Below are 16,087 nucleotides of genomic sequence, written 5' to 3'. Positions count from 1 at the left end.
GTTTACTTCACAATTTCAAAACGATTTTGTTTTACACTAGCCGTAGAAATGTTATGCACAGGAGTGTGAAATGAAAAAGTTTTTGATCTTATTGGCAGGCAGTGTTATGATAATCGTATTAAGCGGCTGCGGCGGCAGTGATGATGTCATCATTATTGAAGAACCCATACTTGAAACTTTTTTTATTACAGATGGGTTTGGTGAAGGTGTAAGCGGTATCATCTATGAGTGTGACAGCGGTACAAGCGGTGTTACGAACTTTGAAGGGGCTTTCATGTTCGATATTAAAGGTGATAACTGCAAGTTTGATTTTGTTATCAACGATATTCAGTCTGATCTGTATATAGAATATGACAATGACCCTGATACAGATGCCGGGATTGACGGGATATATTATGAATGTATCTTTGATGGGGCTTTGTCCGAGACAGGATATAGCGGTCCAAGCGGGTTTGTTACCGACAGCAGGATACATGACGGATGTACCCTGTTTGATATTTATTAAAAGCGGAGAAACATACTTTTACCTCCAAATAACCACAAATTCGATAAAATATCCCAATTTACAATGTAGGATATTTTTCAATGGATATTAGAAAATCATTTTTAGAGTATTTCCAGAGCAAAGGGCACAAGCTGGTAGAGAGTTCTCCTCTGGTACCCGATGACCCGACACTTCTTTTTACCAATGCGGGAATGGTACAGTTCAAGAACATCTTTACGGGAGATGCTCCTGTTCCAAACCCACCAAGAGCTACCTCTTCGCAAACCTGCATCAGAGCAGGAGGCAAGCATAATGATCTTGATAATGTAGGCTACACTGCACGGCATCATACCTTCTTCGAGATGTTGGGGAACTTCTCTTTTGGGGACTACTTCAAAAAAGAAGCGATTGCCTATGCATGGGAGTTTGTAACAGGCAGTGAATATCTTGCACTGCCTGTAGAGAAAATATGGGTTACCGTACATGACAGTGATGATGAAGCATATGATCTCTGGAAAACACATATCTCCGAAGAGCGCATCATGCGTTTTGGTGATAAAGACAATTTCTGGCAGATGGGAGATACAGGACCATGCGGACCGTGTTCTGAGATATTCTACGATCAGGGAGAAGAGCATTTTAACTCTCCTGAAGATGTAATGGGCGGGGAGGGTGACCGTTTTCTTGAGATATGGAATCTTGTATTCATGCAGTATGAAAGAGATGAGAAGGGTGAACTCCATCCCCTTCCAAAACCGAGTATCGATACAGGTATGGGACTGGAGCGTGTGGTTGCCATCAAAGAGGGTAAGTTCAACAACTACCACTCTTCACTCTTTATGCCGCTGCTCGATGCCATCGGCAAACTGGTAGGCAAGCCGTATGACTATGATGCCCCCAACTCTGCAAGCTACCGTGTCATCGCTGACCATGTCCGTTCAGTGAGTTTCCTGCTGGCTCAGGGGGTCAATTTCGATAAAGAGGGACGAGGGTATGTGCTTCGTCGTATCATGCGCCGTGCCATCCGTCACGGGTACCTGTTGGGACTGAGAGAACCGTTTATGTACAAACTGGTCGACGCACTGGTAGAGGTGATGGGTGACCACTATGGCTACCTCAAGACTAAATCCGAAGCCATCAAAACCTCCATGAAACTTGAAGAAGAGCGCTTCTTCGATACGATTGAAGCGGGGATCAAACTCTTTAATCAGGAGCTTGAAAAGATGACCGATACCTTCAATGGTGAAGTGGCGTTCAAACTTTACGACACCTTCGGTTTCCCGCTTGACCTGACAGAGGATATGCTTAGAGAGAAGGGAATCAAACTTGATATCGATACCTTCAATGCCAAGATGGAAGCGCAGAAAGCCCAGTCCAAAGCCAATTGGAAAGGGACAGGCGATGCAGCGACAAGCGGTGACTTCAAGCAGCTGAAAGAGCAGTTTGAAGTGAATGAGTTTGTTGGCTATGAAACCACTGAAACAACCACCAAAGTCCTTGCACTGCTAGATGAGAATTTCAAGCAGGTAGACGCCATCGACGGCAAAGGCTGGGTAATGCTGGAGAAGACACCGTTTTATGCAGAGTCTGGCGGACAAGTCGGTGATCGTGGAACGATCAAGGTAGCAGGCAGCAGTGAGCAGACAGCAGTAAAGGATACGAAGAAATTTCTTGATATGAACCTCTCTGAAGTGGAAGGGAAACTCTCTGTCGGTGATGAGGTGGAAGCAGTGGTCGATCAGTCCCGCGCGGAGGTCGAAAAGCATCACTCTGCGACACATCTGCTGCATGCGGCGCTGAGAGCAATTCTTGGGGAGCATATTTCGCAGGCGGGGTCACTCAATGATGACAAGCGTTTGCGTTTTGACTTTTCTCATCCCAAAGCAATGACAGCCCAAGAGCTGCAGAAGGTAGAAGACTGGGTCAATGACAAGATTCAACGTGCGATTGAGAGAAAGACGGAAGTGATGAGCATCGAAGAGGCGAAGAACTCCGGTGCTTTGGCACTCTTTGGCGAGAAGTATGGTGAGAAAGTACGTGTGGTAAGTATGGGTGATGCTTCAGTGGAGCTGTGCGGAGGAACGCATGTGGACAACACTTCCCGCATCGGGCTTTTCATGGTTACAAAAGAGAGCGGGGTGAGTGCAGGGGTCAGACGTATCGAAGCGATCTGCGGTCGTGCGGCGGTTGAGAAGGTTAAAGGGCTTCGCTCAGAGATCGAGCAGATCAAGGAAGAGGTGAAGAACCAGAACCCGATCGCGGGTATCAGCAAGCTCAAAGAGGAGATCAAGTCTCTCAAAAGTGAACTTAAAGAGGCACTCAACAGCTCCAAAAAAGAGTTGACTCCGGTAGATGTGAATGGTATCAATGTGATTGTCGATGAGGTACAGGCGGGTGACATCAAAGAGATGATCGATGAGGCCAAGAACAAGTATGACAATGTCGCTATCATGCTCTTCCAGAAGAAGGGTGAAAAGGTACTGCTGGCTGCTGGTTCGAAGAACACACCGGTCAAAGCGGGGGACTGGATCAAATCCATCGCACCGATCGTTGGTGGCGGCGGGGGTGGTCGTCCAGACTTTGCACAGGCAGGAGGAAAGAAACCTGAAAAGATCACCGAAGCGATCGAAGAGGCAAAGACCTATCTTGCCGAAGTACTAGAGGGCGGGAACTAAGATGTATACCCATATAGTCGTCTTTTTACATGTACTCTCAGCTTTTGTCTGGGTAGGAGGGATGATCGCGATCCGTGTAGCGGTACATCCTGTACTGCAAAGTATTGAAGAGCCGAAGATCAAACTCGGAAAGACGCTACAGATTACGGGAAGGCTGTTCCATCTGGTCATTCCGTTCATCCTTACCCTGCTTGCAACCGGTCTTATGATGGCGATCGCCTCCAACGGACACCATGGTATACTCAAATCACTCTTTCTCTCCAAAGAGGTCATCTGGACAGTGATGGTACTTAACTTTATCTATATGTATGTGCAGCGAAGAAGTGCCTGGAAGTTGTTTGAAGCGGGAAAACTTCCTGAAGCCAAAGCAAAAGTAAAGCATATCCCAAATCTCCTGTTACCGGTAAATATTGTTCTGGGTGTAGTGGCACTTTATCTTGGTGTAAGCTTAAGAGGGTTGTAGGTTTGACAATAGCCAAATATAGGCATATACCATTGACGATGCTGGCCACAGCTCAGCCTGCGAATAAAGGAATCATGTGAAAAATACAATTTGTTTGTGTTCAGCTTCCGAGTCTCGTGCACTTTTGCTTAGCAACTTCGGTGTGGATTTTATACAAAAAACCGCTGATTTTGATGAAGAACAAATACAGACAGCTGCAGCCAAAGATTTTGTCTATTTGGCAAGCAAAGGCAAGCTGGAAGCGGCAGAAAAGTTGTACGGCATCGATATGCCGCTTTTGTGTGCAGATACAGTTATTGCAGCAGCGGACGGAACGATACTGCGTAAAGCCAAAGATGTAGATGATGCCAGACGTATCCTGAATATACAGAGCGGCTCTACTATCTCCATTATCACCTCCGTACATTATAAGTCAAAAGAACTGTTCTTTACGGATACTTCGGCAACCCATTACCGTTTTGCACCCTTTGAAAAAGCCGATCTTGAAGTCTATCTTGAAAGCAGAGAGTGGCAGGGCAAAGCAGGCGGCTGTATGGTTGAAGGGTTTTGCAAAAAATATATTTTGGAAGTAAACGGATATGAGAGCACGGCAATGGGGCTTCAGGTAGAAGTGTTGAAGCCGTGGCTTTAATAATGAATAATGCTGGTATGCTTTTCTGTTGGAAAGCTTTTATTGTTAGATGGTATTTAAATGATTGGTTATTGTAGGAGTTGGTCTTGTACCTGCCTTTATCAGGTCGGCAGATGACCGACCCCTACAGACTGCATGATAGATCAAAAGGTAATTTTATGTACGAAAAAGAACTTGAAGCCCTTAAAAAGGCAGGACGTTTCAGAGAGCGGAAGCTCTATTCCGATCAACTTGACGACTTTGCCTCCAATGACTATCTAGGGCTTGCCAAACGTAAGAAATCGTTCAAAAAAGCAGTCAAAATGGTAGAAGAGTATGATACTTTTGCCCCGCGTGCCAGCCAACTGGTCAACGGATACCACCCTATTCACCGTCTGTTCGAACTGGAGATGGCAGAGCTGAACGGTTTTGAGGAGGGGATGATCGTTGGCAGCGGATTTCTTGCAAATCTGGCGCTGATTGAGTCGCTGGTACGCAAAGGTGATATGCTTTTTATGGATGAGGAGTACCATGCTTCCGGTGTAATGGCAGCACAGCTTTTGGGTGAGCGTGTGGTGAAGTTCAGACACAATGATGCGGAAGACCTTCAGCAGAAGCTTGATGCCTATCCTGGCAAGCGGCAGATCATTGCTGTTGAAGGCGTTTACTCCATGGGTGGGGATCTCTGTAAAAAAGAGATCTTTGATCTGGCTGATGAACGCGGTCTTCTCTTGATTGTCGATGAAGCACACAGTGCCGGGGTACTTGGTAAAAACCTTCTTGGAATTTTTGAGTACTATGGTATCAGCATCACTGACAAGCATATCAAAATGGGAACACTTGGGAAAGCGTACGGCTCTTACGGTGCGTATATTCTTGCTTCCAGAACCGTTATCAGTTTTCTGGAGAACCGTGCCAAGCCGATCATCTATGCAACGGCACCTTCAGTGTTCGATACGGCTCTTGCCTATAGCAATATGAGATACATTCGAAAGAATGCCAAAAAGTTGAGAGAAAAGATCAAAGCACATCAAAAAGCAGTAGAAAATGAGATGGGTATCAGGTGTGAAAGTCTTATTCTGCCCATTGTTTTACCCGATAATGAATTTGCACTTTTTATGCAACAGGGACTGATGGAACAGAACTATCTGGTGGGTGCCATTCGCCAGCCAACTGTATCTAAGCCTATTTTACGTGTCATCCTCAATGCAGCACTCCCGACAGACAAACTGCGTCATCTGCTGGCACTCATTAGGCTTAACTTGGTACAATAAGCTAAAAAAGAAAGGGTAGTGTGTTTAGTCTGATCAAAACGTCGATCATTTTAATGATGATCTTTGCGGTAGCACTCTTTGCCGCATTTATCTATGCCTATGAAGAGATCTCCCTGGATGCGGACAAGCTGATCAATTATAAACCGGAGATCTCCTCTGTTGTACTTGACAGAAATGGTGAAAAGCTTGCCTATGTATTTAAAAAACAACATCGTCTCTATGCACATTATGATGAGCTTCCAAGCTATCTTGTCGAAGGGCTTGTCGCTATGGAAGATACCAAGTTCTTTGAACATGGCGGAGTCAATCCTGATGCAATTATAAGAGCGGTCATCAAAGATATTCAGGCAGGGAAATTTGTAGAAGGCGGAAGTACCCTTACGCAGCAGCTGATCAAGAACAAGATACTTACCAGTGAAAAGAAACTTGCCCGTAAGATCAAAGAGGCGATTCTGGCGATAAAGATCGAGCAGGTACTGAGCAAAGAGGATATTATTGAACGTTATCTTAATGAGATATCTTACGGGAATAATTATTATGGTGTCAAGACGGCAGCTAACGGCTATTTTCATAAAGAGCTGAATGAACTGACACTCAAAGAGGCAGCTATTCTGGTCGGTCTGCCAAATGCACCAAGCTACTACAATCCGCTTAAACATTATAAACGGGCGCTCAACCGTGCGAACAATGTACTTTATCGTATGAAGAGTCTTGGATGGCTTTCTGAAGCAGATTATCTCAAAGCGGTCAAAGAGTCTCCAAAAGTCTACAAAACATCTCTTCGGCAGAATGTAGCACCCTATATTGTCGATGAAGTGGTCAGACGCTTCAAGGACAAACTGGGAGATGTACGTACCGGCGGGTATCAAATATATACTACAGTTGATATGAAACAGCAGCAGATCGCAAGAGAAGCGGTAAAGTATGCTTATGAAAGAGTCTTGAAACGATATAAGGAAGATCCCGAAACATCGACGATCAACGCAGCCTTTGTTTCTGTAGAGAGTAGTACAGGCGATATTTTAACGATGGTAGGAGGAGTAGACTATAAAAGATCTGCTTTTAACAGAGTGACGCAGTCTGAACGTCAGCCCGGATCTGCATTCAAACCTTTTATCTATCAGACGGCACTTGATATGGGATACAGTCCGGCAAGTCCGTTGACCGATCTGGCCCGCACCTTCCAATACTATTATAAAGGCAAACCGAAGATCTGGTCACCAAAGAACTATGAACGTAATTTCAAAGGCTTCATTCCGCTTCGTGAAGCACTGGTGCATTCGCGTAACCTTGCAACGATCAACCTTGTGTCTGACATAGGTGTCAGTACTATCCGTAAACGTCTGGCATTTTTGGATGTACCGCATATCCCGCGTGATATGTCTATTGCCCTTGGAAACCTGGGACTCAGTCCTCTGAAGATGGCACAGATATTTTCTGTTTTTGCCAACAAGGGACATATGATCGAACCAAGACTGGTCAGCAAGATTGTTTCCAAAGAGGGAGCGGTCATCTATGCAACACGTCCAAAAGAGATCGCAGACTTTACAACCCCCGAACAGGCTTACCTGATGACAGATATTCTCAAAGATGTCGTTAAGCGGGGTACAGGGCGCAATGCACAGGTCAAAGGCATAGAACTGGCTGGGAAAACAGGAACGACCAACAAGAATATCGATGCATGGTTCTGCGGATACTCGCCTACCATTGAGACAATTGTCTGGTTCGGCCGTGATAATAACAAGCCTATAGGTCGGGGTGCGACGGGCGGTGCGACAGCTGCACCTGCATTTGCCTACTACTACAAACATCTGTTGGAACTCTATCCGGATACCAAACGTACTTTTGATATCCCAGAAGGGGTTTTTGTTGGAGAGTATGAGGGGAAAAAAGAGCTCTATACCCAAATCTCTCCTCTGCCGAAGATGCAAAAACAGATGAATGGGTTTGATACCGGGTACAGAAGAGATGACGACGGCTATATGATCAGCTCACCGGAAGAAGACGTCAACCCTGAAGAGGAGATGACGATCAGAGAGAGTGACAGTGATGAGGGATTTGCAGAGACGGTCAACATTGATGAAGATCCGAATGAAAAGAAAGAGGAGGGGGATGCACTGCACCCGCCGCGCATCGTACCGGAGACCCCTGCTTCCGAAGACAGCGGTACACTTTTCTAAATGCTGAAAAAACACCTTTATTTCGTTGTAGACCCTATGTGTTCCTGGTGCTGGGGTTTTACTCCTGTCATAGAGGAAACAAGAAAGATATTCTCAGGTACTTGTCATTTTTCTCTGGTGTTAGGCGGACTGCGTACCCAAGGTGAGATGCAGTGGAATGAAGCCTCCAAAGCCTATCTCAAAGCACACTGGCAGCAGGTAGCCCAAAGCACAGGGCAACTGTTCAATGACGAACTGTTTGAAAAAGAGCTTTTTGAGTATGATACCTATCCTGCCTGCAAAGCTGTTGTAACGGTTCGTGAACTTCTGGGAGCAGATGCTGCATTTGCCTATCTTCATGCGCTCCAAAATGCTTTTTATACACAGGGTATTGATATTACCAGAGCAAGAGTACTTCAGGGCTACTATGAGCAGCTTTTCGGAAACAGCAGCAAGTTTGCTTTTTTTTATGCCTCTGAGCGTGCTGAAATACTGATGCAGCATGATTTTGCCAAAGCACGTTCTATGGGTGCCAATGTATTCCCTTCTGTTGTCTTTGTAGACGGAGAGGGGCATATGGTGTGCCAAAAAGGCTATAGAAGCTTTCTTGAAATGAGACAGCTGTTACAGGAAGAGTATCATGCATAGTTTTGCACCGGAAATCATGTTGATCACTATACTGAGTCTGGTGGTATTCTCGGAAACGATTGCTGCACGTATGAAGATCCCTTCGGTATTTGTACTTTTAACAGGATCTTATGTGGTCTATACCTATTTTAAGGCAGCAGTTCCCATAGATCTGCCACATTATTTTGATACGGTCATCCTTTTTTGTATTCCTTTGATTTTCATGGGAGATGCATTGCATCTGCATTTTTCTGATATCAAAAAGCATGCCTGGAGTATTTTTTACCTGGCAGTTGTTGCAGTAGCACTCTCTATTGCTGCAGGTGCCAGCCTCTACCACTTTGATATATTTACCGGGCTGAGTCTGGGAGCCTATGTCTCTTTGTTTGCGATCAACATGGCTACTGATGCAGTGAGCGTACAGTCAGTACTTTCACAGTTCAAAGGGATCGGTCATGATATAAAAGTGCTCATTGAAGGAGAATCACTGGGTAACGATGCCACTGCAGTCATCGCATTCTTCTTCATTGGACTGCCATGGATGATGAGTGGTCAGATCGATGCAATGCATGCAGTGACAGAAGCATTACGTGTCTTTACTGTCAGTATGGGGATGGGGCTTGCAATAGGATATGGTTTCTATATGCTGATGAAGCTCTTTTCTGACAAACGAGGTGAACTTTTTGCTTTTATCATCGAAGGGTACCTGGCGTATGTTATCGGCGAAGAGATGCATGTCAGTGGAATTTTGACTCTCATAACAGCAATCATTGCTACCAAAGCATGGATCGATATGGATCTGAAAACCATAGAAGAGGCAGAAGGCAAAAAAGAGAGAGGCTTCTTACACACCTTGCGCTTGGGTTCTGTTGTGGCAACGACCAAAGAGCGTTTGGAGTACATCTATGAGATGGCAAAAGAGTTTGGGTATATTGCCGCAGTTATGATCTTCTTTGTGTTGGCAGAGATAGTCGATCTTGAGAAGCTGTGGATATATAGAAATGAGATATTTATTATGTTTGCAGTGACGACACTGATCCGTATGATTTCTATGGCTAAGTTTGCCTTTTTTGGTAAAACGATCGATTCGATCAAACCTGTAGGTGCAGAGGGATGGTTCATTTTGACCTTTTCCGGAATGAAAGGTGCACTTTCGATCATTCTGGTACACATGATCCCCGCAGATTTCGAGTATAAAGAATTTTTTGAAGCAGTTACGACAGGTGTTGTCATACTCTCCATTTTTGTTTATGGTACGACTTTGTGGACCTACTTTCGCTTTTTTAAAAAAGAGAAAGAGACAAAACTTTTTACGCATTAATTACCTACAACATCCCCTTTGTCCCCCCTCTATCTCTCCATTGGTTAAGTCTGAGCATTTTTAAATATGCATAAAACGATATCTTTGTGCAGTATCTACACATACCGTGGTATGCAAGGAGATGAGAAAGAATATTTGGCAGTGTGTAAACCTGGAAGAGCGAGAGGGCAAATTTATGATTTAAGTGAGTGATTGGAACAAGGAGTTCCCGAGCCGGAGCCCGGGAAGAGATATTAGCAGGAGTAAGTTGTTTTGAACTCGAATGCTGTTGGGCGAGATTCGTCAGGCCATACCTGTCTTTCGAACATATAATGCTGATAGGTATCGATGAACTCCTGTGAAAATACAGGCTGAAGGAAGTCATTGTCGCAAATGAGTCCTTCGAGTGCTTCACGTAGTGTATGAGGCATCTGAGGAATACCTTTTTCACGGATCTCGTCAAGGGTAAGTTCGAACAGATCTTCATCCATCGGACCAACAGGTACAGTCTTGTTCTTGATACCGTCAAGCCCTGCCATCATCATTGCTGCGAATGCAAGATACGGGCATGAAGATGAGTCAGGGAAACGCATCTCGATACGGGTTGCCTTTTCACCTGCACCGTAAGGGATACGACATGCAGCTGATCTGTTCTGACTTGAGAAAGTCAGGATGCTTGGTGCCTCAAACCCAGGGATAAGTCTTTTGTAGGAGTTGGTACTTGGGTTGGTAAAGGCTGCAACTGCTGCTGCATGTTTAAAGATACCGCCTGCATAGTTGAGTGCCATTTCTGAGAGGTTACCGTATTCACCCTCTTTATAGAAGAGGTTTCTACCCTCTTTCCAGAGAGACTGGTGTACATGCATTCCGTTACCGTTATCACCAAAGAGTGGTTTTGGCATGAATGTAGCAGATTTACCGTTGAGGTGTGCTACCATTTTGACAACATATTTGTATTTTTGTACATTGTCCGCTGCACCGATGATGTCTGAGAAGACTACTCCGATTTCACCCTGGGCCTGAGCCACCTCATGGTGTCCAAGAACTACTTCAAGACCTACTTCTTCGAGAAGAAGCATCATTTCTGCTCTCAGGTCAACCATGGAGTCTGTAGGCTGAACAGGGAAGTACCCGCCTTTGGTTCTTGGTCTGTGCCCCATGTTCCCATAGTCGTCAAATCTTGAAGGGTCATTCCATTCACCCTCTTCGGAGTCTACTTTGTATCCGGCTTCATTGATATTGTCTGTAAACTCTACGTGGTCAAAGATAAAGAACTCATTCTCAGGACCAAAATATGCTGCATCGGCAATACCGAGCTCTTCTGCATGCTTAAGTGCCTTTTTTGCGATCGATCTTGGACACTTCTCATATAGTTCACCTTTGTAAATGTCGTATACATCACAGAATAGAATGATGGTAGGATCTGCTGTGAACGGATCAAGGAATGCAGTCGGAACATCCGGCTTGAGGATCATGTCCGATTTGTTGATCGGCTGCCATGCTTCGATGGATGATCCGTCAAACGGGAAACCGTTCTCAAGATTTTCTGCATTCACTGCACTCATTCTGTATGTGAGATGATGCCATGCACCTTTGATATCTGTAAAACGAAGGTCAACAAACTCTACCTCATTCTCCTCGCAAAATTTGAAAAACTCGTCTATATTGTTAACGAACTTACCCATTGTGTAACTCTCCTGATTAAAATTTTGTCCCTACATTATAGCCACAATATTTTTAATCTTCTCCAACTCCTATGATTAAAAAATAACCAATTCTTTTTCTCTTTCTCTAAAAGTAACAGCCGCGCTGTATCCGACCTCTTTGGCAGTCAGCACAGCGTCATCATATTTGAACCCGATCTGCTCAACAGTATGGGCATCTGAAGAGAAAGTAATGGGAATATCAAGGGCATAAGCCTCCTCAAGCAGTGCACGTGAGGGGTAGAGCTCCCCGACAGGTTTACGGAGTCCGGCAGTATTGATCTCCAGTACCATACCGCTTTTTTTAATGGCAAGAAGGGAGTTCTTTGCCAAAAGACGTACATCCTTTTTAGGCAGATATTTGAAAACCTTGATCAGGTCAAGATGTCCGACAATATCAAACTTTCCGGATTTTGCCATGGCTTCGGTCGCTTCAAAATAGGCTTGCCAGATCTCATCAATATCACGATTCTTCCATCCGCCGATAAACTCAGGGTTGTCAAAACTCCATTTGTCGATAAAGTGGACTGAACCGATAAGGTAGTCAACCTGGGCATTCAATATCCGCTCATCCATGTGTCCGGGCAACCAGTCCACTTCGTATCCCAGCAGGATTTCTATTTGGGATTTGTATTTTTCTTTAGCGGCAAGGATATCCTTCTCATAGGCATCCATCTCTTTAAAAGAGAGGCGGTATCCTTCATCAAAATCCATTGGAGCATGTTCTGAAAAGCCGTAAATATCAATGCCGAGCTCAACAGCACGTTCTATATACTCTTCGACACTGCCCTCTGCATGGTTGCAGCGTGTGGTATGGTTGTGGAGATCTATTCGTCTTTTTTTCATAGAGCAGATTTTAGCATAAAAACTGTTCTTTACTACTAATAGGGTAAAATAAGGGCCACTATTAACGTATTCAGCATAAACTAATTTAGACATAGGGTGGATTTGCCTACCCTTTTCGTGATCGTATTTAGGATAAGAATGACAGAAAATAACAGAGTAGAACTTTTAGCCCCGGCAGGGAACCTTGAGAAGATGAAGATAGCGCTCAATTACGGTGCCGATGCAGTGTATGGAGGGACGAGTACTTTTTCACTGCGTATCCGTTCGGGAAAAGAGTTCGATATGGAATCGTTCGCTAAGGGGATCGAATATGCCCATGATAGAGGCAAGAAGGTCTATTGTACGGTGAATTCGTTTCCTTTTAATTCACAGATAAGGCTTTATGAGAACCACATTGCAAAGATGGCAGAACTCAAGCCGGATGCATTGATCGTTTCGAGCCCCGGTGTGGTGAAGATTGCCAAAAGAATCGCACCTGATATTCCTATTCACCTTTCTACACAGGCAAATGTGATGAATGCGATGGATGCGGAAGTCTACTATGATCTTGGTGTCAAGCGTATTATCGTGGCACGTGAGATCTCTCTGAAGGATTGTGAATCGATCAAGTCCGCACTGCCGGATCTTGAGCTGGAGGTCTTTGTACACGGTTCGATGTGTTTCGCCTACAGCGGACGCTGTCTCATCTCTGCTTTGCAGACAGGACGTGTCCCCAACCGCGGAAGCTGTGCGAACGACTGCCGTTTCCCGTATGAGATATATGCGCATAACCCTGAGAGTGGTACAACCTTCAGACTTGATGAAGAGCAGGAGGTTGGTACCTACATCATGAATGCCAAAGATATGAATATGGCATCCCATATTGATGAAATCCTTGATTCAGGGGTAATTGACTCACTCAAGATCGAGGGGCGTACCAAGGCTCCGTACTATGCAGGGGTCGTGACCAAGGCGTATCGTCATGCGATCGATGATTATTATGCTGGTGATTTTGAACCATCCCGCTATCAAAAGGAACTTAATACAACACAGAACCGTGGTTTTACCGATGCGTATCTCATATCGCGTCCATTTGAGAAGAGCGATACCGAGTCTCATGCGTTCTCCATCCAGTACGGGACCCATCAGGTAGCCGGACTGGTCGGTGAGGACGGAAAAACCTGGCGTTGCAAGGACAAGACGTGCGCAGGTGACTCTGTCGAGATCGTACTGCCAGTAGGGGAAAGTGTGGAACTGGTCGATAATGAATATGGCAGAATTGACGAAGTCGACGGAGAGTATTGGCTGACTTTTAAAAAGATTGTTACTGCGGACGGGAAAGAGCTGGAGTGTGTCCACAGTGGAAATCTCAATGATATTCTGCTGCCTGCTGCGTTGCCCGGATATACGATTCTCAGACGCAGAATAGATGAGGCACTGGAGAAAAAAGGACTCAAAGAGGCGTCCACTCCTATGAATATGGAGCCTAAATGTGACGGCTAAACCCGTTTGAACAGAGGGAATATATACATGAGTCCAGTTGCAGACTTTGCATTGATGTATGTATTCCAAGACAAAAATTAAAAAAGGAAACAGTATGAAATTCGTATCGATCGTTATGGGGAGCAAGAGTGACTACAGCATTATGGCAGAGTGTGGAAAGACACTGGAGAAGTTCGGTGTACCGTATGAGCTGATCATCTCTTCGGCACACAGGTCTCCTGAGAGAACCAAAAAATATATTAAGGATGCCGAAGCAAAAGGTGCACAGGTGTTCATCGCTGCAGCAGGTATGGCTGCACACCTTGCAGGTGCTTTGGCAGCAACAACGACCAAGCCTGTATTGGGTGTGCCGATGGAGAGCGGACCGCTTAAAGGAGAGGATGCCCTGTTCAGTACCGTGATGATGCCTGCAGGTATGCCTGTCGGTACGGTGGCTATCGGTAAAGCAGGAGCAGTCAATGCAGCATATCTTGCCATTCAGATCATGGCATTGCAGGATGATGAGTTGAGAGTGAAGCTTCAGGAAGACAGGATCTCCAAAGCGAAGAAGGTGGAGCTTGACTCTTCCGAGATTGAAGTGATCCTCTAAGAAGTGAAGAGATAAGAACGAAGAGTGAAGAGTTGACGTATGCGGTGCCTGGCACCGCTTTTTTTTATGAAGGTTGATTGGGTTTTATTCACTATGTGGTTAAAACCGAATTTACGAATAAATTTAACGAAAGAGAAAGCATGAACAAAGACACAATTACATTTAGTGAACTACTACTCAAACTCCAACAGTTCTGGACTGAGCAGGGGTGTAACATTGTCCAGCCCTATGATCTGCCTGCAGGAGCAGGAACATTTCACCCTGCAACACTCTTAAGAAGTCTTGACTCCAGGCCGTGGAGCACAGCATATGTGGCACCTTCGCGCCGTCCTACTGACGGACGTTACGGAGAGAACCCGAACAGACTCGGAGCATACTACCAGTTTCAGGTACTTATCAAGCCGAGTCCTGACAATATTCAGGAGCTTTACCTGAAGTCTCTGGAGTATCTTGGACTGAATCTCAAAGAGCATGATATCCGCTTTGTTGAGGATAACTGGGAGTCTCCTACCCTTGGTGCCTGGGGACTTGGTTGGGAAGTATGGCTTGACGGGATGGAAGTAACACAGTTTACCTACTTCCAGCAGGTCGGCGGGATCGCCTGTGATCCGGTGGCAGTAGAGATAACCTACGGTACTGAACGTCTTGCGATGTACCTGCAGGGTGTTGAATCTGTTTTTGACATTGTCTGGAATAAAAACGGTGATGAAGTAACTACCTATGCCGATGTGCATAAAGAGAGTGAGTATGAGTTCAGCAAGTATCATTTTGAAGTGGCAACGGTAGAGAAGCTTTTTCAACACTTTGATGATGCAAGTGAAGAGTGCCGTCTCTGCCTTGAAAAAGGGCTGCCTCTGCCGGCATACGATCAGTGTATGATCGCATCCCATGCATTCAACGTGCTTGATGCAAGAAAAGCGATCTCTCAGGCACAGAGACAGAACTATATTCTTAAAGTGCGTGAACTTGCTATAGGATGTGCACAGCTTTACAAAGAGCAGGAAGAAGAGCGGAACAGAAGAGTAAGAGGTTGAGCAAGGGCAACTACAAGGGTTGCCCCTACAGGATATAAAAATATGTAGGGGTGCCCCTTGTGGGTACCCAAGATATGGGAAATAATAATGAAACTACAAGAAGTATATGACTTTCTAAATAATGTCAGCCCCTTCGAACTTCAGGAGAAATGGGACAACTCCGGTCTGATCGTCGGGGATATGCGCAGAGAGGTCCCGCAGGTGGTGGTCTCGCTTGATATTGACGCTGAGATGATAGAAGAAGCTGAAGAGGGGACACTCTTTGTGGTGCATCATCCACTGATCTTCGGTAAACTGGCACAGCTTGATTTTGCCAAATATCCTGCCAACCTCATAGAGAAACTGATCTTGAAAAAACAGTCGCTCATTGCGATGCATACCAACTTTGACCAGACCCACCTGAACCGTTATGTCTTTGAAAAGGTACTGAACTTCAGGCTTGAAAGCGAAGTTCCTTTCATTTGCAAAACGACCGGGGAGTGGCATTACAGAGATCTGCTTGTCCACCTCAAAGAGAGACTGGGACTTGAGAATCTGAAAGTGGTTGGCCAAAAAGAGACCATCCGCTCCATTGCGTTAACGACGGGAGCGGGAGCTTCTCTTGCCGATGCAGTGGAGGCTGACTGCTTTTTGACAGGTGACATCAAGTACCACGATGCGATGAAAGCAATGAGTGAAAACTTGATGATGGTAGAGATAGGACACTATGAGAGTGAACGATTTTTTGCAGAGATCTTATTGGCTGAATTGAAAGTTTTACCTATTTTGGCTATAATTGCGAATTCTAAAAATCCGTTTCATTTTGAAACACTTTGAACGAGACGGCTTAATCCCTCAAAAC

At 45.1% G+C, this 16,087-nt stretch carries 14 protein-coding genes; 12 read left to right on the top strand and 2 right to left on the bottom strand.

What is annotated here, in order from left to right; all coding sequences use genetic code 11:
• Nucleotides 1–70 precede the first annotated feature (70 nt).
• The 8 genes from IMZ28_RS09265 (at nucleotide 71) to IMZ28_RS09230 (ending at nucleotide 9,613) form a co-directional block, all read left to right on the top strand.
• Entirely contained in the window at nucleotides 71–505 is a 435-nt protein-coding gene (locus tag IMZ28_RS09265; protein ID WP_197548326.1) for a hypothetical protein, read from the top strand.
• Nucleotides 506–585: 80 nt separating this feature from the next.
• Complete coding sequence (alaS, locus tag IMZ28_RS09260; RefSeq protein ID WP_197548325.1) at nucleotides 586–3,159, top strand: alanine--tRNA ligase; 2,574 nt, start codon at nucleotides 586–588, stop codon at nucleotides 3,157–3,159.
• A gap of 1 nt (nucleotide 3,160) precedes the next feature.
• Nucleotides 3,161–3,622 (top strand): hypothetical protein, encoded by a 462-nt coding sequence (locus IMZ28_RS09255; RefSeq protein WP_197548324.1) that lies wholly within the window; start codon nucleotides 3,161–3,163, stop codon nucleotides 3,620–3,622.
• A 76-nt stretch (nucleotides 3,623–3,698) separates the two neighbouring features.
• Complete coding sequence (maf, locus tag IMZ28_RS09250) at nucleotides 3,699–4,253, top strand: septum formation inhibitor Maf (protein ID WP_197548323.1); 555 nt, start codon at nucleotides 3,699–3,701, stop codon at nucleotides 4,251–4,253.
• 158 nt (nucleotides 4,254–4,411) lie between these two features.
• Complete coding sequence (locus IMZ28_RS09245) at nucleotides 4,412–5,506, top strand: aminotransferase class I/II-fold pyridoxal phosphate-dependent enzyme (RefSeq protein ID WP_197548322.1); 1,095 nt, start codon at nucleotides 4,412–4,414, stop codon at nucleotides 5,504–5,506.
• A gap of 53 nt (nucleotides 5,507–5,559) precedes the next feature.
• Nucleotides 5,560–7,686 carry a transglycosylase domain-containing protein gene (locus IMZ28_RS09240; protein WP_197549841.1) on the top strand — a complete coding sequence of 709 codons (2,127 nt, stop codon included), beginning with the start codon at nucleotides 5,560–5,562 and terminating at the stop codon, nucleotides 7,684–7,686.
• Nucleotides 7,687–8,313, top strand: coding sequence for a DsbA family protein (locus IMZ28_RS09235; protein ID WP_197548321.1), 627 nt, complete (start codon nucleotides 7,687–7,689; stop codon nucleotides 8,311–8,313). It begins immediately after the preceding gene.
• Nucleotides 8,306–9,613: a cation:proton antiporter gene (locus IMZ28_RS09230; protein WP_197548320.1), complete on the top strand. Its 1,308-nt coding sequence runs from the start codon at nucleotides 8,306–8,308 to the stop codon at nucleotides 9,611–9,613. The genes IMZ28_RS09235 and IMZ28_RS09230 overlap by 8 nt, the downstream gene beginning before the upstream one ends.
• A 233-nt stretch (nucleotides 9,614–9,846) precedes the next feature.
• On the opposite strand, the gene glnA is transcribed toward IMZ28_RS09230, so the two are convergent.
• Nucleotides 9,847–11,277, bottom strand: a complete 1,431-nt coding sequence (gene glnA / locus IMZ28_RS09225; RefSeq protein WP_197548319.1) for a type I glutamate--ammonia ligase — start codon at nucleotides 11,275–11,277, stop codon at nucleotides 9,847–9,849.
• 75 nt (nucleotides 11,278–11,352) lie between these two features.
• Nucleotides 11,353–12,141, bottom strand: coding sequence for a histidinol-phosphatase (locus IMZ28_RS09220; protein WP_197548318.1), 789 nt, complete (start codon nucleotides 12,139–12,141; stop codon nucleotides 11,353–11,355).
• A 138-nt stretch (nucleotides 12,142–12,279) separates the two neighbouring features.
• Here IMZ28_RS09220 and IMZ28_RS09215 point away from each other — a divergent pair, with 138 nt between their 5' ends.
• The 4 genes from IMZ28_RS09215 to IMZ28_RS09200 all read left to right on the top strand — a co-directional run bounded on the left by IMZ28_RS09215 (nucleotide 12,280) and on the right by IMZ28_RS09200 (nucleotide 16,062).
• A complete protein-coding gene (locus IMZ28_RS09215; protein ID WP_197548317.1) occupies nucleotides 12,280–13,623 on the top strand; it encodes a peptidase U32 family protein in 1,344 nt (447 codons plus the stop codon).
• A gap of 94 nt (nucleotides 13,624–13,717) precedes the next feature.
• Nucleotides 13,718–14,212 (top strand): 5-(carboxyamino)imidazole ribonucleotide mutase, encoded by a 495-nt coding sequence (purE, locus tag IMZ28_RS09210; RefSeq protein ID WP_197548316.1) that lies wholly within the window; start codon nucleotides 13,718–13,720, stop codon nucleotides 14,210–14,212.
• 140 nt (nucleotides 14,213–14,352) lie between these two features.
• Nucleotides 14,353–15,246 (top strand): glycine--tRNA ligase subunit alpha, encoded by an 894-nt coding sequence (gene glyQ, locus IMZ28_RS09205; RefSeq protein ID WP_197548315.1) that lies wholly within the window; start codon nucleotides 14,353–14,355, stop codon nucleotides 15,244–15,246.
• Nucleotides 15,247–15,333: 87 nt separating this feature from the next.
• Nucleotides 15,334–16,062 (top strand): Nif3-like dinuclear metal center hexameric protein, encoded by a 729-nt coding sequence (locus IMZ28_RS09200; protein WP_197548314.1) that lies wholly within the window; start codon nucleotides 15,334–15,336, stop codon nucleotides 16,060–16,062.
• Nucleotides 16,063–16,087: the final 25 nt, after the last annotated feature.

Source organism: Sulfurovum indicum (assembly GCF_014931715.1).
In the GTDB taxonomy this organism is placed as follows: domain Bacteria; phylum Campylobacterota; class Campylobacteria; order Campylobacterales; family Sulfurovaceae; genus Sulfurovum; species Sulfurovum indicum.
The sequence above is the reverse complement of the archived record's forward strand: the minus strand, read 5'-3'. Positions and strand labels throughout refer to the sequence as shown.